We start from the raw sequence: 23,603 nt of genomic DNA, 5'->3' as shown, positions 1-23,603 counted from the left end.
TGATATGTAGCACGAAGCATAGAAAATTTAACTGCAGTGGAGGGATACATAATGGCAGATCGTCGCAATTTATTTTTCTTTTATGGTGATGACAAAGCAAAGCTCGTTGAAAAAATGAAACCAATCTATCGTATTTTAGAAGAGAATGGATTTACCATATTAGATCATCCAAAAAATGCAAACGCTATCGTCAGTGTTGGAGATGATGCAACTTTCTTACAAGCCGTTCGTAAAACTGGTTTTAGGGAAGATTGTTTATACGCAGGGATTTCTACGAAAGATGAAATTTCATTCTACTGCGATTTCCATATTGATCACGTTGATACAGCCCTTCAAGAAATTACAAAAAATGAAATTGAAGTGCGAAAATATCCAACAATTGAGGTAGATGTAGATGGTAGCACATCTTTCCATTGTTTAAATGAGTTCTCATTACGTTCTAGCATTATTAAAACGTTCGTTGTAGATGTTCACGTTGATAATTTATATTTCGAAACATTTAGAGGTGACGGTTTAGTTGTTTCTACTCCAACAGGAAGTACAGCTTACAATAAATCGTTACGTGGTGCAGTTGTTGACCCGCTTATCCCTTGCTTCCAAGTAAGTGAATTGGCATCTTTAAATAACAACACATACCGTACACTTGGTTCACCGTTCATTTTAAATCACGAACGTACATTAACTTTAAAACTAAGACCAGACGGTAACGATTATCCAGTTATCGGTATGGATAATGAAGCGCTTAGCATTAAACAAGTGGAAAAAGCTGTTGTACGCTTAAGCGATAAACAAATTAAAACAGTTAAATTAAAAAACAACTCTTTCTGGGAAAAAGTACAGAGAACGTTTTTATAGTATTAAAATAACCGTAGAATTATGGTGGCCCATAATTCTACGGTTATTTATTTACCCCGATTGGCGCGAGCAACAACCTCTCGCTATCCGGCCGATATTCTTGTCAGTTTTTGTCGGTAAGTCGATATATTCTAATAATCGCTGATATATTTGGAGTTACGGTCGATATATTTCAATAATCGCTGATATAATTCAGGTTACGGTCGATATATTCCGATAATCGCTCATATATTTTTACGCACCTTTTCTATAGACGACTTTGCCATCTATTACGGTCATCTCTACTTGTACTTCTTTTATTTCCTCTGCCTCTATTTCAAAAATATCGCGGTCTAATATTGTAAAGTCTGCCTCATATCCTTTTGTAATTTGCCCTCGCTTCGCTTCTTTTCCGATTGCATAGGCGCTTCCTGTTGTAAATAAAGAAACAGCCTCATATACCGTTAATCTTTCTTCTGGCATATAACATACACCGTCAATAAAACTTCTACGTGTAACAGCGCTATATATGCCTAGAAACGGATTTACTTGCTCAATTGGAGCATCAGATCCCCCGTTACAGTGTAATCCCGCTTCCAGTAACGTCTTCCAAGCGTACGCATAACGAAGACGGTGCTCGCCTAGTTTTTCAATGACTGATGGAAAATCTGATGAAACAAAGACTGGTTGTATATCAATAATGGCTTGCAAGTTTTTCATTCTTTCAATCAACTCTTCACGAGCTAGCTGACAATGAATAATACGGTCACGTAATCCTTTTGCTGGCGGATACAATTCAAGCGCATCAATGACATATTCAAGCGATAAGTCACCGATAGTATGAACCACAACTGGCATATGTAAGTCTCGTGCTTTCTTCACTAATTCCGCAAGTTCTTCACGTGAGAAAATGGCAACTCCATTTGTTTCTCTCGCATCTTCATACGGTTCACTTAATAAAGCTGTTCTTCCGCCAAAAGAACCGTCAGAAAAAATTTTCATTGCCCCAAACTCAATATAATGCTCATTTTCATATTCTTTACGTTCATGTGCTACTTCATGGTGAACGAGTAAATGTGCTTTAAATGGCGTTTCTTTTATAACATGAGAAAACGCATTATGCGTTTTTCTAAATCCACCGTAATAATTTAAATCTTCCGTATGCCCGCCAACGAGTCCATATTGCCAGCAGTCTTTAATTGCTGTTTGCAAAGCACTTTGTAAGTAGGCTTCATCAATTTCAGGTTGGACATGTTTGATTAACTCTTGGCCTTGTTCATATAAAAGCCCTGTTAACATATTTGATGAATCACGGCCAATTTTCCCGCCTTTTGGATCTTCTGCCTTTTCTGTTATGTTCGCTTCTTGCAGTATGTATGAGTTCACCCATGTAACGTGACGACAAACTCTCTTTAATAAAATGGGATGTTCTTTCGAAATTTCATCTAAATCACGCGCGTGAACATCTTTCGTATCTGTAAAGTTATTCTCATTCCAGCCTTCTCCAATAATCCAAGAACCTTTTGGGGCTTCTTCTACGCGCTTCTGGACGAGAGTAAGCACTTCGCTATATGATGTGCAATTTGATAAATCTAAACGAAGTAATCTCTCCCCGTGACCAATAAGATGCATATGGCTATCAACGAGACCTGGAATCATCGTTTTGCCTTTTAAATCGTGCAATGTAACCACAGCATATCGGCTTTCTAACTCTTCTTTACTTCCATTATCAATGATCCTGCCATTTTCAACATAAATAGCTTCTACTTTTTCATTTTCTTCCCTCATCGTGTAAATGTTGCCGCCATACCAAATTTCCCCCATATATTTCATCTCCTTTGTTTTATTGTATAAAAAAAAGCACCATTTCAAAACATGGTGCTTTTCTAAACATTACTTTTGTTCAGTAGTAGACGTTGTAACTTGCCATTCAATATTAAATTTATCTTTTACTTGTCCGTATGCTGGGCTCCAGAACGTTTCTTGAAGGGGCATAATAACTTCGCCACCTTCTTTTAACTTATCGAATACTTCTTTCGCTTTTTCCGCGTTACTAATTTGAATTGCGATTGTTACTTGAGATCCAATTGCATGCCCTTGACCTGGAAATGTATCAGAAATCATAAGATCCGTATTACCAACTTTTAAAGTAGCGTGTAAAACGCGCTCTTTTGCTTCAGCTGGAACCGGGTATTCTGGATTTTCAGGCATATCACCAAAAGTTTGCATGACTTCCACTTTTGCATCTAACGCCTCTTTATAAAACTGTACAGCTTCTTGCCCACTACCATCTAAAACTAAGTACGGATTAATACCTAAAATCATACGGACACCTCTTTTTTTAATTTATAAAATCGAACTTGTGTTCGTTTTTATATTATCATTGTTTGCCATTTCATTCAACTATTTCCTTCACTGTTTTCAAATTTATTTTGACGGAATCTCCATCTCTTGTTTTCTAAGTTCAATACGGCGGATTTTTCCAGAAATCGTTTTTGGTAGTTCATCTACAAATTCAATTTTGCGAGGGTATTTATATGGTGCAGTAAGTTCTTTGACGTGTTGTTGGAGTATTGGAATTAATGTTTCTTCGTTCTTTTCTATATTCTCTCTTAATACGATAAATGCCTTCACGACACTTCCGCGAATTTCATCAGGACTTGCGACAACCGCACATTCTCTCACGTAAGGGTGCTTTACGAGCGCATCTTCTACTTCAAACGGCCCGATTGTATAACCAGAGCTAATAATAATATCATCACCGCGCCCTTCAAACCAGAAATAGCCGTCTTCATCTTTCTTTGCTTTATCACCGGTAATATAATAATCACCGCGGAATTGCATCGCTGTGCGCTCATCGTCTTTATAGTATTGTTTAAAGAGGGCTGGTGTTTCAATGTGAACCGCAATATCACCAACTTCGCCTACCCTTACCGGCATCCCTTCCTCATCTACAATATCAACGTGGTTGCCTGGCGTCGGTTTCCCCATTGATCCTGGTCTAATATCCATCCCTTTCATTACACCAACAAGCAATGTGTTTTCCGTTTGCCCATAGCCGTCTCTCACTGTAATATGAAAGTACTTTTGGAACGTTTCAATGACTTCTCTATTTAACGGCTCACCTGCGGATACCGCGCTATGTAACGCTTCTAAATTGTACTCGCTTAAATTTTCTACCTTTGCCATTAATCTATACTCAGTTGGCGTACAACAAAGCACATTCACCTTATTATCGTCTAATAAATTTAAATACGTTTTTGGTTCAAACTTACCGTGGTAAACAAACCCTGTTGCCCCCGAGCCTAGAGTTGCTAAAAACGGGCTCCAAATCCACTTTTGCCATCCTGGACTAGCCGTTGCCCATACAACATCATTCTCTTCAATTCCGAGCCAATTTGGAGCGCTCGTACGTAAGTGAGCGTATGCCCACGCATGCGTATGAACAACACCTTTTGGATTTCCTGTCGTTCCTGACGTATACGATAAAAAGACCATATCTTCTTTATCTGTCTTTGCCATCTCTAACATGTCACTTTCTGTTTCTAACGCTGTTTTTAAATTCATCCATCCATCTACTGACTGCTCGCTCAGAACGAATTTTTGAAGAGATTCCATCGCTTCTATATTATCAAACTGTCCAATGTACGGCTCATAACTTACGATTGCTTTTACTTCCCCGTGTCCAATGCGGTATTCAATATCGTTTTTGCGTAACATTTCCGAACTCGGAATTACGACAAATCCTGCTTTAATCGCAGCGATATACGTCATGTATGCTTCAATTAAACGCGGCATCATAATGAGGAGCTTGTCCCCTTTTTGCAGACCACTCTTTATAAAAGCGTTTCCAATTTTATTTGCACCTTTCATTAACTCAGCGTATGTAACTTCTCGTCGATTCCCTTTATCATCTTGCCAAATTAAAGCAAGCTTCTCTTTATCACCTGTATATTTCTCTATTTCAGAAACTAAATTATAAGACGGTGGTGCCAACAATTCCTCTCTCTTCATAAACATCCTCCTTTTTCTTTATGCCTCCCTTATATAATAAAGAATTTTCTGTCAATTTTGAACCCTCTTCTTTTGACAAATTTTTCAGTTCTGTCGAATTGGTAAATGAAATTATATGAACGATTTTTCACATATATCGCACACAACTTAGAATATATCAACGAAAAATTAACTATATCGACGTTTCGACAAAGGATATCGTCTTGCCGACAAATAGTGACACAACACAAAAAAGAAAGAGCGGGAGAACCCGCTCTTTCTAAGCCATCTTATATGAGATTATTTTTGGAAACCGCCTAATTGTTGCTCAGCTAGTGAAACTAGACGTTTAGTGATTTCACCACCAACAGAACCGTTAGCGCGAGCTGTTGCATCAGCTCCAAGTTGAACACCAAACTCTTGAGCGATTTCGTATTTCATTTGGTCTAATGCTGATTCAGCACCAGGAACCGCTAATTTATTTGTGCTACGTGACATGTTATATCACCTCCTTGTGAGTATAGAGTGTGATAAATAACATGACTTCATACACGGTTTATATATGGTAATTTATGGTTTTAGAAAAGTTCTTCAAACTTTTCTTCTTCCGCCACTACTTCAACTGTTTGTAATACCATTGTTTCTTTGTTCGCTACAGCTTCTTCGATTAATGGTGTGAAATCGTATTTCGCCTCAAAACGATTCGCTTTTTCACGCTTCGGCTTCGTCGCTGGGCTTGCTGGTGTAAATACTGTACAGCAGTCTTCGTATGGACGAATTGAAATATCATATGTGCCAATTTCTTCAGCGATTTTAATAATTTCTAATTTGTCCATCGTAATAAGCGGACGAATAACTGGATAGTTCGTTACTTCGTTAATCGTATGCATACTATCTAACGTTTGGCTTGCTACTTGTCCAAGACTTTCACCAGTCGTGATCGCAAGTGCGTTACGCTCCTCTGCGATACGCTCTGTAATACGCATCATCATACGGCGCATAACTGTCATTGAATAGCTAGATGGGATTTCTTTATTAATCGTTTTTTGCACTTCTGTAAATGGAACAAGGTGAAGTGTTACACGTTTACAGTATTTCGTTAATTCTTGTGCTAAATCGATTACTTTTTGTTTCGCGCGCTCACTTGTGAAAGGCGGGCTATGGAAGTGAACTGCTTCCACAGATACGCCGCGTTTCATCGTTAAGTACGCTGCTACTGGGCTATCAATACCGCCAGAAAGAAGTACCATTACTTTTCCGCCAACGCCAACTGGTAAACCGCCAGCTCCCATACGCTCATCGCACATAATGTAGCTATAGCCACTGCGAATTTCTACACGTACATTTACATCTGGATTATGAACATCTACAGTAATATCTTCTGTATTTTCTAGAATGTGTCCACCAATCTCGGGTAATAATTCCATCGTTCTCATTGGGAAATGCTTATAAGAACGGTGTACAGTAATTTTAAATGTTTTCACATCGCCTTTTACTTGTAAGAAAGCTGCTAATGCACCTTTTTTAATGTCTTCTAATTCTGATGGTACTTTCATCGCTAAGTTAAACTTATGAATACCAAATACATCTTTTAATCTTTCAGATACCGCTTCATGATCTTCGCCATTTAATTGGATGTACATACGGTCATGCGTTGCATCGATTTTAATATTTGGGAATTTTTTCAGTTTGAACTTCACGTTATCTTTTAATGTGCTTACAAATTTAGAACGATTCTTACCTTTAGTCGTCATCTCTCCATAACGAACTAAAATATATTCATATGTCATCATATTCCTTTACCTCATCACTTCATATAATTTTGGCATCGTCTCTTTCACAATACCTTCAAATTGCTTTACTTCTTCCATCGTGTTTTCTGGCGCCAAACTAATGCGAATAGCACTTGCAGCAGCGGCATGCGGTACTCCCATTGACACTAACACTCTGCTCACTTCATTTGCTTTTGAAGAACAAGCAGATTTCGTTGATACATATACACCGTGCTCTTCTAAAGCATGAACGACCACTTCTGGTTTTAAACCTACAAATGATACATTTAAAATGTGCGGTGCTGCATATGCAAGCGACGTATTAATCGTTACATCTTCCATCTCTTTAAAGAAACGAACAAGCTCTGCTTGTAAACTTTGCAAATGAGCTACCTTTTCTTTCACTTGCTCCATTGTCATGCGAAGTGCTTTCACCATCGCTACAATGCCAGGTAAGTTCTCTGTACCAGAGCGATACTTCAGCTCTTGTTGACCACCTGATAAAATTGGATCTAACCTTACGCCATCACGTACATAAAGAAGACCCGTTCCTTTTACACTGTGGAATTTATGTCCAGATATTGAGCAAAGATCAATATGAGAAGCGTATAAATTAAGCGGTACTTTTCCTATCCCTTGTACATGGTCCACATGGAATCTTATTTTCGGATAATTCGATAATAACGTTCCAATTTCAGCAACAGGCTGAATTGCTCCAGTCTCGTTGTTCACGTGAATAATTGACACAAGAATCGTATCTTCACGAAGCGCTCGTTTTACATCCTCTACCGATACAACACCATGCTCATTAACCGGTAAATATGTTACATCAAAACCGAGATCTTCTAATTGTTTATATGCTTCAAACACAGACGCGTGTTCAATATTTGTTGTAATGATATGTTTACCGCGCGAACGATTCCTCATCGCTATTCCTTTAATCGCAAGGTTATTCCCTTCCGTTCCACCTGATGTGAAAATAATTTCAGAAGGCTTAACGTGAAGAAGCTGCGCTGCAATTGTTCTTGATTGTGTTAATAGACGCTCTGCCTCTCCCCCAAGCGAATGAATAGAAGAAGGATTCCCAAAATATTTCCCCGCAACCGTTACGTACGATTGAAGAGCTTCTGGATATGGCTTTGTCGTCGCACTATTATCAAAATAGATCATCGTTCTTCCCCTTTCAGCGCTGTCACATCATATAATCATATCACAAATACGTGTCATTACGCTAAGACTACTCAAAGGTTCCGTTATATTTTAAAACGAATAACCTTACTGTATTCCGCTATTCATTATAGCAACATCGCCTGCAAAATTACACAAAAAAACAAACCCTTATGAAAGGGTTTGTTCATTGTCTACATATTCAGCTATTTTTTGAACAACACCAGGCTCAAGTTGCTCTAGTACAGAAGCCGCTTGTTCTAAAGCTGCATCGTATTGATATTCACGGAATAATTTCTCCGCATAATTTAAGCTCTCTGCAAGGTTTTCATCATGACTGCGGTAACGATTACCGTATTGAATTAATTTTTCAACTAAATACGCTTGTCCAATTAACTCTTCTGTCATTTCAGCAACACCATTAACAGTTGTATAAGCTTCTTCTAAACTGCTATTTACAGCATTCATATTTAACGGCTTCACTTCTAATTGCTCATATACAGCTTGCATTGCCATTTGTCCTCTTTTTAAATCTTCCATAATGCTCTCTGGAAGACCTGGCAAATTCGACTTTTGCATAAATCGTTTCGTTTCGAAAATAGTATTTCGCATTTCTTGTAACTTCTCACGTGCTTCAAATTCTTCTTTGCGCATCGTTTGCAGCATTTCTTTATATTCTGCATGAAGTACTTTTAATGTTTCACATTGCTCATAAATCTCTTCTAGTTCCTCACGAATAATAGAGAAGGCAATATCTTGTTCCGCAACCCGTAATTGCAACATTTCAAAACGTTTCATTAAAATGTGCATTTGCTTTTCAATTACTTTTTGAGACTCAATGTCCTTATCTTGTAACTGATAGCTTTGTTTCACGAGCTGTGTTTCTGCTTTTGTTTCAATCGTTTCAATGCGAATTTCTTCTAAGTCTTCATAAACAGAAAGTGTTTTTTGCTCCACATAATGTCTCGCATGTACTTCTTGTTCTAGTTGATCATAGAAGCTATCTAAACTTGTTTTTAAGTTTTCTACTTTTTCAGCCGCTTCTGTTATGTGAAGCTCCTGTATATCCATTAAACATATTTGTAGTTGTTTCTTCATATCGCGAACTTCTTTAGGGATTTCCAAATACTCTAATACATAACCTTGTCTTACCATATCATTATGTCCGTGTAATAAATCTTCCAGCTGAACCGGTAACGTCGCTTGACACTCTACCAATAAATCTGGAATTTGGTGAATAATGATTTCTAAATCTGCTAAACCTTCTTCCAAACTAATAACAATTTCTCTCGCTTTTAAATAGTCACCATTATTTGTTGCTTCTTCAAAGGTTTTAAATTTCTCAGATTCAGCGTCTAGCATCTCTTCGATTTTCTGCTCTGCTGCTCCATACATATGTCTATGAGCAAGAACACTCTTCTTCATACTACGATATGTATCACGTAACCCTTCGATTTCCGAGCTATTTTTTTCATGGCTTTCTAACAATTGCTGTAATTCATTTAAAATGTCTGTAATACGATTATCAGCGTCATCTAAACCACTTATGGATTCATTCATCGCATGCTTTGCTTTTCGGAAGGAGAATTGCGAGGCGAATTTTCGCGCTTGCGCTAAATCTTTTTCAGCTTTCGGAATGGTTGTTGATACAATTTCATCCCATTCTTCACGCCATTTACCAAACAGTTCTTCTGTTTGACCCGTCATATTTAAATCTTTCACCCGTTTTAGTTCATCTGCCACAGGTTTATCTTTTATCTCTTGTTTCCACTGCTCAAGTGCTTCAATATCTTTATATGAACGATTTCTTATCACAAGCTCTATCATGAGCAGCACTAGAATAGAGCTTACTACAATGATAACGATCGTCAGGATAGAATCCATGCAAAAAAGCCTCCTAGTTATATCTCTTTTTTTGTCCGTTCCGTTTATGAAATGGAAGGCATTATGTATAAAAAGGGAATTCCCCTATATTTAACAACTAACAATGTACTAATCATACCATGTAATGGTTTGTTTTTGACCTAGTTTTTTTTAAAATTTCATGTTTCTTTCAATGCAATTGTAATCTTTCTCAATATTCCGTTTGGGTTACCTCTCATCATCAAATGAATGCAGCAAAGGGCCTTCTTCCATATGAGATGCGAAATATATTTTACGTACAAGTGTCGGTTCAATAGAAATCGCATGCACATTTCGTTGTCTTACCGCTTGCTCTACTGCTATTTCTGGAAGTAACGTGATGCCAAGTCCAGCACTGACCATCGCAAGCATCGGTTCTGCATAAGAAGTTTCAAATGCAATAATCGGTTTCGCACCTATCCCTTGAAACAGATTCGTAATCATTTTCCTTACATCGCAGATTTCTGGGTATACGATTAACTTTTCATTTTGCAAATCTTCCATTCGAATTACTGTTTTCTCTTTATAAAGATGATCATTTGAAACGACACACACAATTTTTTCTTCTCGTATTTCTTTTATACACGTAGCACCTTCTACTACTGAATCGATGAACATCGCTTCAATCTTCCGTTCTTTAAAAAGTCCTATCAGTACTTTCGTATGCTCAATTTTCCATTCTATTTCGAACCCGTCACCTAATATATCTTTACATTTTGCTATGTAATGTGCTGCTAAACTTGGCAATATCCCTATAGAAATGTTCCGCTTCTCTTGAAACTTCTTCATTTCGGCTTTCACTTCATGTATGTGTCCCAAAATCGGTAACATTCTCGTTATGAATAACTCTCCAGCACTTGTTAATTCGACTCCTTGCGCGGAACGTTTTAATAAAGTAACTTCTAAATCGGCCTCTAACCTTTGAATTTGTTTACTAAGCGCCGGCTGAGAAATATGTAAAATCTTACTCGCCTTTGATAAACTTCGCGTATTCTTCACTTCAATAAACGATCGTACTGCCTCTAAATCCATCGTACACACCTCTAACAAAAAGTTATAACTGTCATAAAAAATCGATATTTCCTTCTATACACAATTACTCTTTATACTTATTTCATCAACTTACTATAACGAAATGTAAAGGGGAAAGATACTCTTGAACAAAAAACAAATGCTACTCGGATCCCTCCTATGCTTACTTGCCGTAACGGCTTGGGGATTTATGTTTCCTGTCATGGCAAACGCCTTACAGTTTATCGATCCGTTCTTCTTCACAACGATTCGCTATGGATCAGCAGCTATTATTTTTCTTATTCTGCTATTACTTACCGAAGGGACAAAGTCACTCCGCTTAGAAAAGAAAACACTTTCGTTACTCTTTTACGGAACAGTCGGTTTCGCAGGATATGGTTTTCTCGTTTTCTACGGACAACAACTTGCCGGACCGTCTGGAGCCATCCATGCCGCGATGATTCAGTCTCTTATGCCACTCATCGCTTTATTATTGCAGTGGATAACAAAAAACAAACGCCCACAAAACTACACATTCCTTTGTATGTTTGTTGCACTTATCGGTGTTATGCTTGTCATTTCAAAAGGAAATATTCACTTATTATTTGGAGCTGCCAGTCACCTTTCAACAAATATACTTATGTTATGCGGCGTTACTTGCTGGGTCATTTATACAAACGGTGGTGCTAGTTTTCAATCTTGGTCGCCACTTAGGTATACGACGTTAACTTGTTTATTCGGCTCAATTTCACTCATCACTATCGTCACTTTTTTAACTTATACAAACGTCGTTACTGTACCTTCACTATCGACAATTATGAACGTTCGTTTTGAACTCTTATATATGTCTATTATTGCAGGCGTTATCGCAGTATTTTGCTGGAACGCAGGAAATCGCTATATTTCATCTATTAATGGCATATTATTCATGAATTTAGTTCCTGTACTTGCACTTATCGGTTCCATCTTTCGAGGTTATACAGTCGACAAAATTGAAATTGTGGGCGCCTCATTAACAATTATCGCGCTATTATGCAACAATTTATGGCAAAGAAAAGAAAGCACAAAAATCCCCACCTCAGTTCGTTAGGTGGGGATTTTTCACATATGAACAGCTCTTGGCCATTCATAATACATATTCGTTATACATAATGTTTGTTCTATCCATTGTTCAATTTCTTTCGTGTACATTTCTAAGAAAAAGGTCTCAGATGGAAAAGAATGTAGCACTTCTGATATATATTGCGGATATAAAAACGGCATATTCATCATGCCTTTTAATTGCGTCATAAACATTGTAAAAGATACCTTTTTAAATTCTTGTTTCATTTGTCCCTGTCTAATCATTTGCTCTATATAATATCTTTCTTTAGAAAAATAAACGGTCATCACTTCGCGAATTAATGTCGTATCAAGCGACAGCTCTCGGTAAAAGAAACGTGTCAGCTCCCTATTATCAAATTGATATCGTAAAATCCCGCGCACCATTTGCACCATCACATCTTTAGCCGACAAATATTCTCTCTGTTCAAAGGACGTTTCAATCACATGAATATACCCTTCTAAAAAATTAGTAATAAGCTGCTCTAATAGGCCTTGCTTTCCAGCAAAATAATATGAAATATTCGCTACATTCACATCCGCTCGCTTTGCAATGTCTCGCACCGACGTTCCATCATAACCTTTCGTGTTAAACAACGATATTGCCGCATCAATTACTTTTTGTTTTGTCTGTTTCATGCGCTCACTTCCTCTCACTGAACAGCTATAGTGTAAATTTCTTGACTTTTAAGACAAATTCCTTTAATTTTCTATCGACAAAGTCATGTGAAATACATCGTATTTTGCTAATATTTTACACATCTCGATAAAAAAGGAGCTGTTTCCATGTTTACTAAAGAAAGTTATGCAGGATCTCGCGTGCAGCAATATGAGACAGTAATAAAACAACTGGATGCATTATTAACTGGCGAATCAAACGTAGTCGCAAACTTATCAAATGCGTCCGCATTATTAAACCAATTTTTGGATCGTGTTAATTGGGTTGGCTTTTACGTAACAGAAGGAAATCAGCTTGTTCTTGGACCATTCCAAGGAATGCCTGCTTGCGTGCGCATTCCATTTGGACGAGGCGTTTGCGGCGTTGCAGCTGAAACGAAAACAACGCAGCTTGTAGCAGACGTTCACCAATTCCCAGGACACATCGCTTGCGACAGTGCTTCAAATTCAGAAATCGTCGTACCGATTATTAAGGATGGGAATGTCATTGGTGTACTTGATATTGATAGCCCTGAAAAAAACCGTTTCGACGAAGTAGATCAGCGCTATTTAGAAAAGTTTGTGGAAACACTCCTAAAACATATGTAACAAAAAAGAGCTAGTTATCGATTAAGTACATGACGTACAAAACCGATAGCTAGCTCTTTTTTTATTGATTACTAACAGTAGATATTTTCTTTAACGCTTGCTCTAAATCAGAAACGATATCCTCCCACGATTCTAAACCGACAGATAAACGTATTAAATTATCATAAATGCCCATTTCTTGTCTTAACGCAGCTGGAATCGCGGCGTGCGTCATCGTTGCCGGGTGCTGAATTAACGTTTCTGTATCTCCTAAACTTACCGCAATTGTAATAAAGTGAAGGTCATTAATAAACGCCTGCGTCTCTTCTTTCCCGCCTTTAATTGAAAAAGATATAACGCCGCCCCCACGTTTCATTTGGCGAGATGCTAACTCTCCTTCTGGATACCAAACACCTTCTACCGCATCATGATTTTTTAGGAACGATACAATTTTTTCTGCATTATCACAATGACGATCCATTCTTACTGCTAGTGTCTTTAATCCGCGTAACAATAACCATGCGTCAAACGGTGCCATAATACCGCCGATATCTTTTCGCATCGGGCGGATTTTTTCAGCTAACGCTTTCGTTTTACAAATTGTTACACCCGCCACAACATCACCGTGACCACCAATATATTTTGTCGCACTATGAACAACCGCGTCACAGCCAAGTTCAAGCGGTCTTTGTAAATAAGGTGAACAAAACGTATTATCAACAATAACAAGTAACCCATTTCGCTTCGCAACCCGAATCACTTGTTTTAAATCAATTAATTTCATTGTCGGATTAATCGGTGTTTCAACGAAAATAAGCTTTGTATTCGGGCGAATTTTATTTTCCATATCAGCCTCTGTCTCCATATCACAAAACGAATGCGTAATCATAAATTTTTCTTCTAACACTTCTAAAAAACCGTATGTGCATCCGTATAATCCATTTGAACAAATAATATGATCTCCAGCTTTTAGAAAACCAATTAACGTTGCGGAAATAGCTGCCATACCGGATCCGAAAGCAAGCGCTTCTTCTCCTCCTTCTAACACCGCCATACGTTCTTCGAATAATTTCACAGTCGGATTTCCAAGTCTTGAGTAAATATAAGATGGATCCACTCCCGCAAAACTCGCCTCTCCTTGCTGCGCAGTCTCAAATGTAAATGTAGACGTTTGAAATAAAGGCGGTGTTAAACTTCCTTTATGTTCCTCTGATGTATAACCGTGATGAATTAACGCTGTCTCCATATGCTTCTTTTTCATAAAAACATCCCCTTTTATGTTTTTATTGCCGCATATTCATCATTAAAACTTTGATGAACGTTTTACTTCATTTTATGTAAGCGTTTTATTTGTGTTTCTATCTCTTCTTTTATATCGTTTTAAATTCCTTCTTGTTCATTTCCAAAATTTATATGTATAAAACAAAAACGTACTCGCTTGACGAAACTCTGGGTAAAAGATATAATAGCGTTTGTGTAAAATAAAAAGGCAGCCTTGTAATGTGAGTTTATCGTTTGTATTTTGTTCCTCTACGGAGGTGTATCTCGTAACTCCCTGCTGCTGGAGCGAAGGTACATGAAAACAAAATGCCCGTAAATATCGATTACGTCTGTTTTTATTTTACGTAAATAAAAACATTTTAAAGGAGGAGTCAACTATGGCTCGTTATACAGGTCCAGCTTGGAAACTGTCTCGTCGTCTTGGAATCTCTCTAAGCGGCACAGGAAAAGAATTAGAAAAACGCCCTTACGCACCAGGTCCTCACGGTCCTAACCAACGTAAGAAACTTTCAGAATACGGTTTACAATTACAAGAGAAACAAAAACTTCGTCACATGTACGGCATGACTGAGCGTCAATTCCGTCGCACATTTGACCAAGCAGGTAAAATGCCTGGTAAGCACGGCGAAAACTTCATGATCCTTCTTGAAGCTCGTCTTGACAACTTAGTTTACCGTATGGGCTTAGCTCGCACTCGTCGTGCAGCTCGCCAATTAGTAAACCACGGTCACATCATGGTTGATGGCGCTCGCGTAGATATCCCATCTTACCGTGTAAAACCTGGTCAAACTATCAGCGTTCGCGAAAAATCTAACAACCTTGTTGTTGTTAAAGAAGCGATCGAAGTTAACAACTTCGTACCAGAATACTTAACTTTCGATGCTGACAAATTAGAAGCTACTTACACTCGTCACGCTGAGCGTGCTGAGTTACCAGCTGAAATCAACGAAGCATTAATCGTAGAGTTCTACTCTCGTTAATGACAAAAAGCCAATCCTGTGGATTGGCTTTTTTCGTTTATATATAAAATAAAGTTATTTATTTTCCTCTTTCTGAACATATACATAAGCATCTTTCTGCTCTTTATGTACATCCACCTTCGAATTCTCTGCAAGCTGACCCGCATTTAGCAAAGAAAAAATAATGAGCGCTTCTAGTGACATTTTGTTTTACCACTCCTTTCTAGTTGTTATACATTTATCATACCGCTTACATGTGATTTCCGTATGAACTCGAAAAGGAGATTACAACAAAATGGTTACAAGTATATGAATGCACGCTATAATAACCATAAAATAGGAGGTTGATTCATTTTGACAATAAACCAAATGGTTCAGTTAGGCAGTGCATGTATGTTGTTTATTACTTCCGCGCTTATTAATTGGTATCAGGGGAGTAATTTAATAGATAATCCTGATGAATGGAAATATAGCGCTAAGTTTACGAATTACTTCAAAGGCACCGTTTCAAATTACGAAGATATTTATCAAATCGACTTCTTTATATATGCAGCAAAATTTTATCCAACAGCATTTATCGTTATGCTAGTGAGTTTACTTTATATGCTCATATTAATTCTTTATATTCTATTCAAAAGAAAAAATACGGCGTTTTAAATCCATACATAAAAACCCCGAATCATAGACTTTTCAACCTACAATTCGGGGTACTATTTGTTTATATTCGTTTCGGATTAGTAACGAATTAAGAAATATTTCTTTTTACCGCGGCGAATGATTGTGAATTTACCTTCGATGCGGTCTTTTTCTGTTACAACGTAGTCTAATGCTTGTGTACGCTCACCGTTTACGTAGATTGCACCGTTCGTTACATCTTCACGTGCTTGACGTTTTGATGGAGAGATTTTGCTTTCTACAAGTAAGTCGATTAATACTGTATCTTCTGCAGTGCGTTCTACAGATGGTACGTCTTTGAATCCTTGCTCGATTTCGCTTGCAGTCAATTCTGCTACAGAACCGCTGAATAATGCAGCTGAAATTTTAATCGCTTGCTCTAATGCTTCTTCGCCGTGAACAAGTTTTGTCATTTCTGCACCTAATGCTTTTTGTGCTGCACGTTTTTCTGGTGCTTCAGCTACTTGCTTTTCAAGCTCAAGAATTTCTTCATGAGATAAGAATGTAAAGTATTTTAAGTATTTAACAACGTCTCGGTCATCTGTGTTAATCCAGAATTGGTAGAACTCGTAAGGAGTTGTTTTCTCTGGGTCTAACCAAATTGCGCCGCCTTCTGTTTTACCAAACTTCGTACCGTCAGATTTTGTAACAAGTGGAATTGTTAAACCGAATGCTTTCGCATCTTCTTCTGATTTACGGATTAATTCAAGACCAGCTGTAATGTTACCCCATTGGTCACTACCACCGATTTGTAGGCGGCAATTATGGTGTTGGTATAAGTTTAAGAAGTCGTATGATTGTAAAATCATGTAACTAAACTCAGTAAATGAAATACCAGTCTCTAAACGAGATGCTACTGTATCTTTTGCTAACATATAGTTTAAACCGAAGTTTTTACCGATATCGCGTAAGAATGAAATAACATCTAAGTTACCAAGCCAATCATAGTTGTTAGCCATTGTTGCTGGGTTGTCCACGTTTTCGAACTCTAAGAAGTTTGAAAGTTGGTTTTTAATGCTTTCTGTGTAGTAAGCAACTGTATCTTTCGTATTTAATGTACGCTCTGCTTTTTTACCACTTGGGTCACCGATCATACCAGTACCACCGCCAACAAGTGCGATTGGTTGGTGACCAGCTAATTGGAAACGACGTAACATTAATACTGGTAACATATGACCGATGTGTAAGCTATCCGCTGTCGGGTCGAAACCACAGTATAATTTAACGCTTTCTTTTTCTAATAATTGCTCAAGGCCCTCAGCGTCTGTTTGCTGATTAATTAGACCGCGAAATTCAAGATCTTGTAAAATACCCATATCCTACATACTCTCCTTTAAGTTCATTACTGGCGTGAAGGTTAAAAACATAAAAAAATCGCCCCTTCAAATAAGGGACGATTTTGATTATCGCGTTACCACCCTAGTTGCAGACCAAAAAAAGCCTACCACCTTATTTACATAACGGCTTAGCACCGTCTCTTCCCTTTTGAATACAATTCAATCGAAAAAAGATGCTCTAGGGGCGTAATTCGCGATCATCTATGTGCTGATTTTCACCGGCCATCAGCTCTCTAAAACAGGGAAATGATCACTACTTCTCCCTTTCCACGCTCAATTATTCATATACTTTTCTTTATACCATCATTTATATAGGCGTGTCAAATAAGGTCGGGTTTCTCTTCTTGCCAATCCTTTACAACGTCATAAAGAGTATCGTAATAAGAGAAAGAATTGGAACCCCAACTAATAACGATACGTGAAACACAACTGATAAATCATTCCCAATCGTAGCCTCCACAGGATCTTTCGCCGGGGAACCAAGAAACCCGATTAATCGATCGAATCGACTTACCGTTTTTGGAAAGTCCGGTACTTCTACATGGTCACTATCTAAATGCTGTTTTAATTTATATTCACTCTTAAAGGGATTTTCGCTCAATTTCGTCCACCTCCAGCAATTGTTTCAATTTCTTTATCCCGTTATGAAGTCTCGACTTCACCGTTCCAACTGGAATATCTAATACCTCTGCAATTTCTTTTTGCTGCATGTCATGATAATAAGAAAGGATTAGGACTGCTCTTTGCTCTTCTGGAACTTTCAAAATTGCTTCTCTTACTGTGAGTCGATCTTCGTGAGAAAATTCTTTTTCCTGAATCGGCACTAAAAATGGCAAAAGCGTACGCCACTTTTTTCTCCTATTTAATTTATTAATCATAAGACGATAACCAATTTGAAATAAATACGTTTTTATTTTTCCCTTTTCAGGTTCATACATATGTTTCTTACGCTCTAGCGTCAAAAACGTATCTTGGACAAGGTCGATACTCAATTGTTCATCTCGGTTAAATCGATATAAAAATGTGTATAGCGCTGGTTTGATTAAAACGTATAGTTTTTCCCCAGCCTGCTTATCTCCACTTTGATACGCAAGCATAAGTTCCTCCTCAATCCCAATCTGCGCCATGATTTTTGATCTCCTTTATTCCTTTTAACGTTAATGAAATACGGGAAATTAAATATGCAATTGCAATAAAAACCCACAACTGCGATTGATTTGTAAAAAATTGAACATATGGATTTTGAATTGTAAATCCCATTGGAACTAAAAAAATTAAAACCTGCACACATATGCATGCATACAATGCAAGACAAACAGAAATCGTATCAAATACATTCCAGCGAAAATACACTTTTGTTTTTGTAAAATCGATTTTATTCCCTTTTTTTCGTACTATATGTTTTCTATCAAACGGAATAATGATTGAAAACACAACACTCATTATAACTCCAGCTGTAAGCATTGATACTCTATATCCAATTGGTATTGGTAAAAACAGTCCACAGGAAAACACAACTATAGTTCCAATTAAAGCAAAAGTAAGAAGTAATTTATTAGACATAAAAAAGCCTCCCTCATCTATTCTTTCATAAATGTATACAGACGAGGAAGGCACTTCGTTCAAATATTATTTTATTTTTTTATAATCTTTGCAGGATTTCCGCCAACTACTACATGATCTGGCACATCTTTTCATACAACTGGATCAGTCGGTATATATATTTCTCCTAGTATCATTTTTTCTTTTTCTGTGTTCATTTTCTTCCCTCTTTATATGTAGGTTAAAGAGGGAAGAAAAAAGAAAGGTCTGAACGCTATTTCGTTCAGACCTTTCTCTCTTAATCTTCCATCGTTGATAAGTCACCTGTTGGTAAGTTTAACTCCCACGCTTTTAATACGCGGCGCATAATTTTACCGCTTCTCGTTTTCGGTAATTTATCTCTAAATTCAATTTGTCTTGGCGCTGCATGAGCTGCTAGACCTTTCTTTACAAATTGACGAATTTCTTCTTTTAATTCTTCAGATGGTTCGTACCCTGCACGAAGCGCGATAAATGCTTTAATAATTTCGCCGCGCACCGGATCAGGAATACCAATTACACCAGCTTCTGCAACAGCAGCATGCTCGATTAATTTGCTTTCTACTTCAAACGGACCAACGCGCTCACCTGACGTCATAATTACATCGTCAATACGTCCTTGGAACCAGAAGTATCCATCCTCGTCCATATAGGCAGAATCACCTGATACGTACCAATCGCCCGGCATAAAGTAAGATTCATACTTTTGCTTGTTATTCCAAATTCCACGCATCATAGCTGGCCAACCTTTGCCAATTGCTAAGTTACCCATTGTGTATGGAGGCACTTCATTTCCTTCATTATCAACAATCGCTGCTTTTACACCTGGAATTGGTTTCCCCATTGAACCTGGACGGATTTCCATACAAGGGTAGTTACAAATAACTTGTCCACCTGTTTCTGTCATCCACCACGTATCATGAATACGAAGTCCAAATGCGTTCATACCCCAGCGAATTACTTCTGGATTTAACGGTTCACCAACGCTTAATACGTGGCGCACTTGTGATAAATCGTATTTTTTAATTGCATCTTGTCCAGCGCCCATTAACATGCGAAATGCTGTTGGTGCACTATACCAAACTGTTACACCGTAATCTTGCAGTGCTTCATACCACGCTTCTGGACTAAAGCGTCCGCCTAAAATAACATTTGATGCTCCGACTAACCACGGTGCAAAAATACCGTAAGCAGTTCCCGTTACCCAGCCTGGGTCAGCTGTGCACCAATATACATCGTCTTCTTTTAAATCTAATACCCACTTCGCCGTTTGGTAGTGCTGAACCATTGCGTTTTGCGCATGAAGCACACCTTTTGGCTTACCAGTAGAACCAGACGTGTAATGTAGAATCAAACCGTCTTCACGGCCTAACCATTCGATATGTAATTCTTTTGAAGCTTGTTCGAATAAAGGATTGAACGCTACCGTTTTACCGCCTTCTTCTACATTCTCTCCAACAAGGAAGACTGTTTTTAAAGCTGGTAAATCATTTAATGGTACGCGCTCTAACAGTTCAGGCGTTGTAATTAACACCTTTGCTTCGCTATCTTCTAAACGATCGCGAACTGCTCCTTCCATAAACGCTTCAAATAGCGGTCCAACGATTGCCCCTAATTTCACTGCACCAAGAAGGGCAAAATATAACTCTGGGGAACGCGGCATAAAAATAAAAACGCGATCGCCTTTTTCTACATCGCCATAATTTTTCAGGACGTTTCCTGCTTTATTAGAAAAATCCTTCATTTCCTTAAATGTATATTTCTCTTTTCGCGATCCATCTTGATAATAAAGGGCTACTTTATTCTTTCGATCGTATTTCGCATGCTTATCAATTGCCTCATACGCCATATTCACTCGGCCTGTTTCATTCCAAGTAAAGTTTTTATTAACCTCTTCCCAGTTAAAATTCGCGTATGCCTCATCATAATTCGGCAAATTATTTTCTCCTTTAATGACAGGAAGCGTTTCTACTTTCATACTTTACATCCCCCTCCTATGTATTCTATTATCTATTATAATAACATTATTTAAAATTTTCAGTATATTTGTTGATTTTTAGACAAATTTTTAATGACAAATTTCGATTCACATCGCATATATTATAAAGTACGATATGAATAGATTCACAAACCCTCAAGGTGGTGAGCAATACATTGATCCATAAAAAAATATATAATGCTAGAAACTTAAAAACAGCGAAAGGCACTTTAATTATTGAAGGGCCTGTCTCTACACATAACTTAGAAATGTATGAATTTCATCCAGATTTAGTTGCGTTTCGTCCTGCCGAGCAGCAATATAAAGCAATTGTCGAAATTTCTAAATTGCCAGAAGCTCGTCTCATTATTGCTAGACATGACCAAACGATTGTTGGATATGTTACATACTTGTATCCTGATCCACTTGAACGATGGTCAGAAGGAAAAATGGAAAACTTAATTGAACTCGGGGCAATTGAAGTAGTCCCAGCCTTCCGCGGGAGTTCTGTCGGAAAGAACTTACTAGAGGTTTCTATGATGGACGATTATATGGAAGATTACATTATATTGACGACTGAATATTATTGGCACTGGGATTTGAAACAAACAGGCTTAAATGTTTGGGAGTACCGAAAAGTAATGGAAAAGATGATGAATGCTGGCGGGTTACAATGGATGGCTACAGATGATCCTGAAATTTGTTCACATCCTGCTAACTGTTTAATGGTCCGCATCGGTAAACGCGTTGATACGGATTCTATTCAAGCATTTGATCGTCTACGTTTTCACAATCGTTTTATGTATTAATAAAGGGGGCAACTGGAATGATTGTAGAAGAAATTATGAATCAAGATGTGGTGACACTACATCCAAACGATACAATCGAAACAGCAATCCGAACGATACGCACGAAAGGCATTCGGCACATTCCAATTGTCGATCAAAATAATCATGTCGTAGGCATTATTTCTGATCGGGATGTAAGAGATGCAAGTCCGTCTATTTTAGATGAACAAGTTTCACTCGATATGCTGAAGCAACCGCTTGAACTTATTATGAAACACCCTGTTATGACTTGCCATCCTCTCGATTTCGTTGAGGAAATTGCTACTTTATTTTTTGAAAACAAAATAGGGTGCCTTCCTGTAACAAAGGCTGGAAAGTTAGTTGGAATTATTTCTGAATCTACTGTACTGCACACGTTAGTGAAATTAACAGGAGCACATCAACCGAGTTCACAAATTGAAATTCAAGTAAAAAATGAACCTGGTATTCTTGGAAAAGTCGTTGCTATTTTTAGTGATTTACAAATAAATATCGTGAGCGTTCTCGTCTACCCAGCAAAAGATGAGAATGATAAAGTACTCGTTTTCCGCATTCAAACGATGAATCCGCTAAAAGTGATTGATGCACTTGAAGCAGAAGGCTACCGCGTATTATGGCCGAACATTATGGGGATGCAAGCATGAGTAGCGCGTTTATTTATTCGGATGACTTTCGGGGCTATTCATTTAGCCCTGATCATCCCTTTAACCAACTGCGCGTCACACTTACGTATGATTTATTACAAAAGGGTGGTTTCATCTCTCCTTCCCAAATCATCTCACCACGGATGGCTACAGATGAAGAGATTGCCTACATTCATACAGAGGAGTACATAAATGCGGTAAAACGTGCTGGAGAAGGAAAGTTAGAAAAATCAATTGCGATGACATATGGACTCGGAACAGAAGATACACCGATGTTTCCAAATATGCACGAAGCAAGTGCATTACTCGTTGGCGGTACGTTAACAGCTGTCGATGCTGTTCTTTCCGGAAAAGTAAAACACGCGCTTAACTTAGGAGGTGGCTTACATCACGGTTTCCGCGGCAAGGCATCTGGCTTTTGTATTTATAACGACAGTTCCATCGCAATGAAATATATTCAGAAGAAATACGGTTTACGCGTTTTATATATTGATACAGATGCTCATCACGGTGATGGTGTACAGTGGTCCTTTTATGACGATCCTAACGTATGCACCATTTCACTACATGAAACTGGTCGATATTTATTCCCTGGAACTGGCGCTGTAAACGAACGCGGACAAGGTAATGGCTATAGTTATTCTTTTAACGTTCCACTCGATGCTTTTACAGAAGACGAATCGTTTTTAGATTCTTATCGAACTGTCGTAAGAGAAGTGGCTGCATACTTTAAACCGGATATTATTTTAACGCAAAATGGTGCTGACGCACATTATTACGACCCACTTACACACCTTTGCGCAACGATGAATATTTACCGCGAGATACCGAAGCTCGCTCGCGAAATCGCTAACGAATATTGCGAAGGTCGCTGGATTGCTGTCGGCGGTGGTGGTTATGACCACTGGCGCGTCGTCCCAAGAGCTTGGGCACTCATTTGGCTCGAAATGAACAACATCCAAAACATCTCAGGTTATCTCCCTCCAGAATGGATTGAAGCTTGGAAAGGACAAGCAGAAACAGAACTTCCTCTCACATGGGAAGATCCAGACAACATGTATAAACCTATCCCCCGCAAACCAGAAATTGAAGAAAAGAATGCATTAACTGTAGCGAAATCCCTTGAAATTATTCGGAATAATATGAAAAAATCTTTGTACTAAACGAAAAGGAGGCTCGTTTTTGAATAGCCTCCTTTTATTTATTGTCGATTTCTGTCGGTAAGTCGATATATTTTAATAATCGCTGATATATTTTGAGTTGCGCCGATATATTTTGATAATCGCTGATATATTC

24 protein-coding genes and 1 other annotated feature are annotated in these 23,603 nt (G+C 38.0%); of the genes, 8 read left to right on the top strand and 16 right to left on the bottom strand.

Annotation, left to right across the window (positions count from 1 at the left end; all coding sequences use genetic code 11):
- Positions 1-51 precede the first annotated feature (51 nt).
- Positions 52-855 carry an NAD kinase gene (locus QCI73_RS04390; RefSeq protein ID WP_000785171.1) on the top strand — a complete coding sequence of 268 codons (804 nt, stop codon included), beginning with the start codon at positions 52-54 and terminating at the stop codon, positions 853-855.
- A 234-nt stretch (positions 856-1,089) separates the two neighbouring features.
- On the opposite strand, the gene QCI73_RS04385 is transcribed toward QCI73_RS04390, so the two are convergent.
- The 8 genes from QCI73_RS04385 to QCI73_RS04350 all read right to left on the bottom strand — a co-directional run bounded on the left by QCI73_RS04385 (position 1,090) and on the right by QCI73_RS04350 (position 10,700).
- The gene (locus QCI73_RS04385; RefSeq protein WP_353822566.1) at positions 1,090-2,658 is read right to left on the bottom strand and encodes an amidohydrolase; all 1,569 of its coding nucleotides are present in this window, start codon (positions 2,656-2,658) and stop codon (positions 1,090-1,092) included.
- Between the two features lie 69 nt (positions 2,659-2,727).
- Positions 2,728-3,159, bottom strand: coding sequence for a VOC family protein (locus tag QCI73_RS04380; RefSeq protein ID WP_353822565.1), 432 nt, complete (start codon positions 3,157-3,159; stop codon positions 2,728-2,730).
- A 102-nt stretch (positions 3,160-3,261) separates the two neighbouring features.
- A complete protein-coding gene (mbcS, locus tag QCI73_RS04375; protein ID WP_353822564.1) occupies positions 3,262-4,848 on the bottom strand; it encodes an acyl-CoA synthetase MbcS in 1,587 nt (528 codons plus the stop codon).
- Between the two features lie 279 nt (positions 4,849-5,127).
- Positions 5,128-5,325 carry an alpha/beta-type small acid-soluble spore protein gene (locus tag QCI73_RS04370; RefSeq protein WP_000091639.1) on the bottom strand — a complete coding sequence of 66 codons (198 nt, stop codon included), beginning with the start codon at positions 5,323-5,325 and terminating at the stop codon, positions 5,128-5,130.
- An 80-nt stretch (positions 5,326-5,405) separates the two neighbouring features.
- The gene (gene thiI, locus QCI73_RS04365) at positions 5,406-6,620 is read right to left on the bottom strand and encodes a tRNA uracil 4-sulfurtransferase ThiI (RefSeq protein WP_000989285.1); all 1,215 of its coding nucleotides are present in this window, start codon (positions 6,618-6,620) and stop codon (positions 5,406-5,408) included.
- Positions 6,621-6,626: 6 nt separating this feature from the next.
- Positions 6,627-7,769 (bottom strand): cysteine desulfurase family protein, encoded by a 1,143-nt coding sequence (locus QCI73_RS04360; protein WP_000638965.1) that lies wholly within the window; start codon positions 7,767-7,769, stop codon positions 6,627-6,629.
- 168 nt (positions 7,770-7,937) lie between these two features.
- Positions 7,938-9,650: a septation ring formation regulator EzrA gene (gene ezrA, locus QCI73_RS04355; RefSeq protein ID WP_000377297.1), complete on the bottom strand. Its 1,713-nt coding sequence runs from the start codon at positions 9,648-9,650 to the stop codon at positions 7,938-7,940.
- Positions 9,651-9,857: 207 nt separating this feature from the next.
- Positions 9,858-10,700, bottom strand: a complete 843-nt coding sequence (locus tag QCI73_RS04350; RefSeq protein WP_353822563.1) for a LysR family transcriptional regulator — start codon at positions 10,698-10,700, stop codon at positions 9,858-9,860.
- Between the two features lie 124 nt (positions 10,701-10,824).
- Here QCI73_RS04350 and QCI73_RS04345 point away from each other — a divergent pair, with 124 nt between their 5' ends.
- Complete coding sequence (locus tag QCI73_RS04345; protein ID WP_353822562.1) at positions 10,825-11,769, top strand: DMT family transporter; 945 nt, start codon at positions 10,825-10,827, stop codon at positions 11,767-11,769.
- Positions 11,770-11,780: 11 nt separating this feature from the next.
- On the opposite strand, the gene refZ is transcribed toward QCI73_RS04345, so the two are convergent.
- Positions 11,781-12,419 (bottom strand): forespore capture DNA-binding protein RefZ, encoded by a 639-nt coding sequence (gene refZ / locus QCI73_RS04340; protein ID WP_000814932.1) that lies wholly within the window; start codon positions 12,417-12,419, stop codon positions 11,781-11,783.
- 147 nt (positions 12,420-12,566) lie between these two features.
- On the opposite strand from refZ, the gene QCI73_RS04335 reads away from it, so the two are divergent.
- Positions 12,567-13,046: a GAF domain-containing protein gene (locus tag QCI73_RS04335; protein ID WP_000494335.1), complete on the top strand. Its 480-nt coding sequence runs from the start codon at positions 12,567-12,569 to the stop codon at positions 13,044-13,046.
- Between the two features lie 61 nt (positions 13,047-13,107).
- Here the strand turns inward: QCI73_RS04335 and megL are convergent, their stop codons facing one another.
- The gene (gene megL, locus QCI73_RS04330) at positions 13,108-14,286 is read right to left on the bottom strand and encodes a methionine gamma-lyase (protein WP_000726590.1); all 1,179 of its coding nucleotides are present in this window, start codon (positions 14,284-14,286) and stop codon (positions 13,108-13,110) included.
- Positions 14,287-14,683: 397 nt separating this feature from the next.
- On the opposite strand from megL, the gene rpsD reads away from it, so the two are divergent.
- A complete protein-coding gene (gene rpsD, locus QCI73_RS04325; RefSeq protein ID WP_000135311.1) occupies positions 14,684-15,286 on the top strand; it encodes a 30S ribosomal protein S4 in 603 nt (200 codons plus the stop codon).
- 54 nt (positions 15,287-15,340) lie between these two features.
- On the opposite strand, the gene QCI73_RS04320 is transcribed toward rpsD, so the two are convergent.
- A complete protein-coding gene (locus QCI73_RS04320; RefSeq protein ID WP_000050944.1) occupies positions 15,341-15,469 on the bottom strand; it encodes a hypothetical protein in 129 nt (42 codons plus the stop codon).
- A 150-nt stretch (positions 15,470-15,619) separates the two neighbouring features.
- On the opposite strand from QCI73_RS04320, the gene QCI73_RS04315 reads away from it, so the two are divergent.
- Entirely contained in the window at positions 15,620-15,922 is a 303-nt protein-coding gene (locus QCI73_RS04315) for a YjdJ family protein (RefSeq protein WP_327922361.1), read from the top strand.
- Between the two features lie 77 nt (positions 15,923-15,999).
- Here the strand turns inward: QCI73_RS04315 and tyrS are convergent, their stop codons facing one another.
- The 5 genes from tyrS to acsA all read right to left on the bottom strand — a co-directional run bounded on the left by tyrS (position 16,000) and on the right by acsA (position 20,836).
- A complete protein-coding gene (gene tyrS, locus QCI73_RS04310; protein ID WP_000512078.1) occupies positions 16,000-17,256 on the bottom strand; it encodes a tyrosine--tRNA ligase in 1,257 nt (418 codons plus the stop codon).
- A 70-nt stretch (positions 17,257-17,326) separates the two neighbouring features.
- Positions 17,327-17,556: a binding site (T-box leader), on the bottom strand.
- A 76-nt stretch (positions 17,557-17,632) separates the two neighbouring features.
- The gene (locus QCI73_RS04305) at positions 17,633-17,878 is read right to left on the bottom strand and encodes a hypothetical protein (RefSeq protein WP_001293796.1); all 246 of its coding nucleotides are present in this window, start codon (positions 17,876-17,878) and stop codon (positions 17,633-17,635) included.
- Positions 17,859-18,404 carry an RNA polymerase sigma factor gene (locus QCI73_RS04300; protein WP_000057192.1) on the bottom strand — a complete coding sequence of 182 codons (546 nt, stop codon included), beginning with the start codon at positions 18,402-18,404 and terminating at the stop codon, positions 17,859-17,861. The genes QCI73_RS04305 and QCI73_RS04300 overlap by 20 nt, the downstream gene beginning before the upstream one ends.
- Positions 18,385-18,840 (bottom strand): hypothetical protein, encoded by a 456-nt coding sequence (locus QCI73_RS04295; RefSeq protein ID WP_001993853.1) that lies wholly within the window; start codon positions 18,838-18,840, stop codon positions 18,385-18,387. The genes QCI73_RS04300 and QCI73_RS04295 overlap by 20 nt, the downstream gene beginning before the upstream one ends.
- A 277-nt stretch (positions 18,841-19,117) precedes the next feature.
- Positions 19,118-20,836 carry an acetate--CoA ligase gene (gene acsA, locus QCI73_RS04285; RefSeq protein ID WP_353822561.1) on the bottom strand — a complete coding sequence of 573 codons (1,719 nt, stop codon included), beginning with the start codon at positions 20,834-20,836 and terminating at the stop codon, positions 19,118-19,120.
- A gap of 176 nt (positions 20,837-21,012) precedes the next feature.
- Between acsA and acuA the strand changes: the two genes are divergently transcribed.
- The 3 genes from acuA to acuC are packed head-to-tail and all read left to right on the top strand — an operon-like array spanning position 21,013 to position 23,470.
- Positions 21,013-21,645, top strand: a complete 633-nt coding sequence (gene acuA / locus QCI73_RS04280; RefSeq protein ID WP_000581400.1) for an acetoin utilization protein acetyltransferase AcuA — start codon at positions 21,013-21,015, stop codon at positions 21,643-21,645.
- 17 nt (positions 21,646-21,662) lie between these two features.
- On the top strand, positions 21,663-22,307 hold the full coding sequence (locus tag QCI73_RS04275) for an acetoin utilization AcuB family protein (protein ID WP_000634566.1): 645 nt from the start codon (positions 21,663-21,665) through the stop codon (positions 22,305-22,307).
- Positions 22,304-23,470, top strand: coding sequence for an acetoin utilization protein AcuC (gene acuC, locus QCI73_RS04270; protein WP_000092805.1), 1,167 nt, complete (start codon positions 22,304-22,306; stop codon positions 23,468-23,470). The genes QCI73_RS04275 and acuC overlap by 4 nt, the downstream gene beginning before the upstream one ends.
- Positions 23,471-23,603 lie beyond the last annotated feature (133 nt).

Source organism: Bacillus cereus group sp. MG16 (assembly GCF_040459875.1).
Taxonomy (GTDB): Bacteria; Bacillota; Bacilli; order Bacillales; family Bacillaceae_G; genus Bacillus_A; species Bacillus_A paranthracis.
This window is presented reverse-complemented; position numbering and strand designations above follow the sequence as displayed.

Bases quoted from the DNA above. Each gene is read 5' to 3' on its own strand.
- QCI73_RS04390 (WP_000785171.1), top strand. From the start codon at position 52: ATGGCAGATCGTCGCAATTTATTTTTCTTTTATGGTGATGACAAAGCA.
- QCI73_RS04385 (WP_353822566.1), bottom strand. From the start codon at position 2,658: ATGGGGGAAATTTGGTATGGCGGCAACATTTACACGATGAGGGAAGAA.
- QCI73_RS04380 (WP_353822565.1), bottom strand. From the start codon at position 3,159: ATGATTTTAGGTATTAATCCGTACTTAGTTTTAGATGGTAGTGGGCAA.
- mbcS (WP_353822564.1), bottom strand. From the start codon at position 4,848: ATGAAGAGAGAGGAATTGTTGGCACCACCGTCTTATAATTTAGTTTCT.
- QCI73_RS04370 (WP_000091639.1), bottom strand. From the start codon at position 5,325: ATGTCACGTAGCACAAATAAATTAGCGGTTCCTGGTGCTGAATCAGCA.
- thiI (WP_000989285.1), bottom strand. From the start codon at position 6,620: ATGATGACATATGAATATATTTTAGTTCGTTATGGAGAGATGACGACT.
- QCI73_RS04360 (WP_000638965.1), bottom strand. From the start codon at position 7,769: ATGATCTATTTTGATAATAGTGCGACGACAAAGCCATATCCAGAAGCT.
- ezrA (WP_000377297.1), bottom strand. From the start codon at position 9,650: ATGGATTCTATCCTGACGATCGTTATCATTGTAGTAAGCTCTATTCTA.
- QCI73_RS04350 (WP_353822563.1), bottom strand. From the start codon at position 10,700: ATGGATTTAGAGGCAGTACGATCGTTTATTGAAGTGAAGAATACGCGA.
- refZ (WP_000814932.1), bottom strand. From the start codon at position 12,419: ATGAAACAGACAAAACAAAAAGTAATTGATGCGGCAATATCGTTGTTT.
- QCI73_RS04335 (WP_000494335.1), top strand. From the start codon at position 12,567: ATGTTTACTAAAGAAAGTTATGCAGGATCTCGCGTGCAGCAATATGAG.
- megL (WP_000726590.1), bottom strand. From the start codon at position 14,286: ATGAAAAAGAAGCATATGGAGACAGCGTTAATTCATCACGGTTATACA.
- rpsD (WP_000135311.1), top strand. From the start codon at position 14,684: ATGGCTCGTTATACAGGTCCAGCTTGGAAACTGTCTCGTCGTCTTGGA.
- QCI73_RS04320 (WP_000050944.1), bottom strand. From the start codon at position 15,469: ATGTCACTAGAAGCGCTCATTATTTTTTCTTTGCTAAATGCGGGTCAG.
- tyrS (WP_000512078.1), bottom strand. From the start codon at position 17,256: ATGGGTATTTTACAAGATCTTGAATTTCGCGGTCTAATTAATCAGCAA.
- QCI73_RS04300 (WP_000057192.1), bottom strand. From the start codon at position 18,404: ATGGCGCAGATTGGGATTGAGGAGGAACTTATGCTTGCGTATCAAAGT.
- QCI73_RS04295 (WP_001993853.1), bottom strand. From the start codon at position 18,840: ATGTCTAATAAATTACTTCTTACTTTTGCTTTAATTGGAACTATAGTT.
- acsA (WP_353822561.1), bottom strand. From the start codon at position 20,836: ATGAAAGTAGAAACGCTTCCTGTCATTAAAGGAGAAAATAATTTGCCG.
- QCI73_RS04275 (WP_000634566.1), top strand. From the start codon at position 21,663: ATGATTGTAGAAGAAATTATGAATCAAGATGTGGTGACACTACATCCA.
- acuC (WP_000092805.1), top strand. From the start codon at position 22,304: ATGAGTAGCGCGTTTATTTATTCGGATGACTTTCGGGGCTATTCATTT.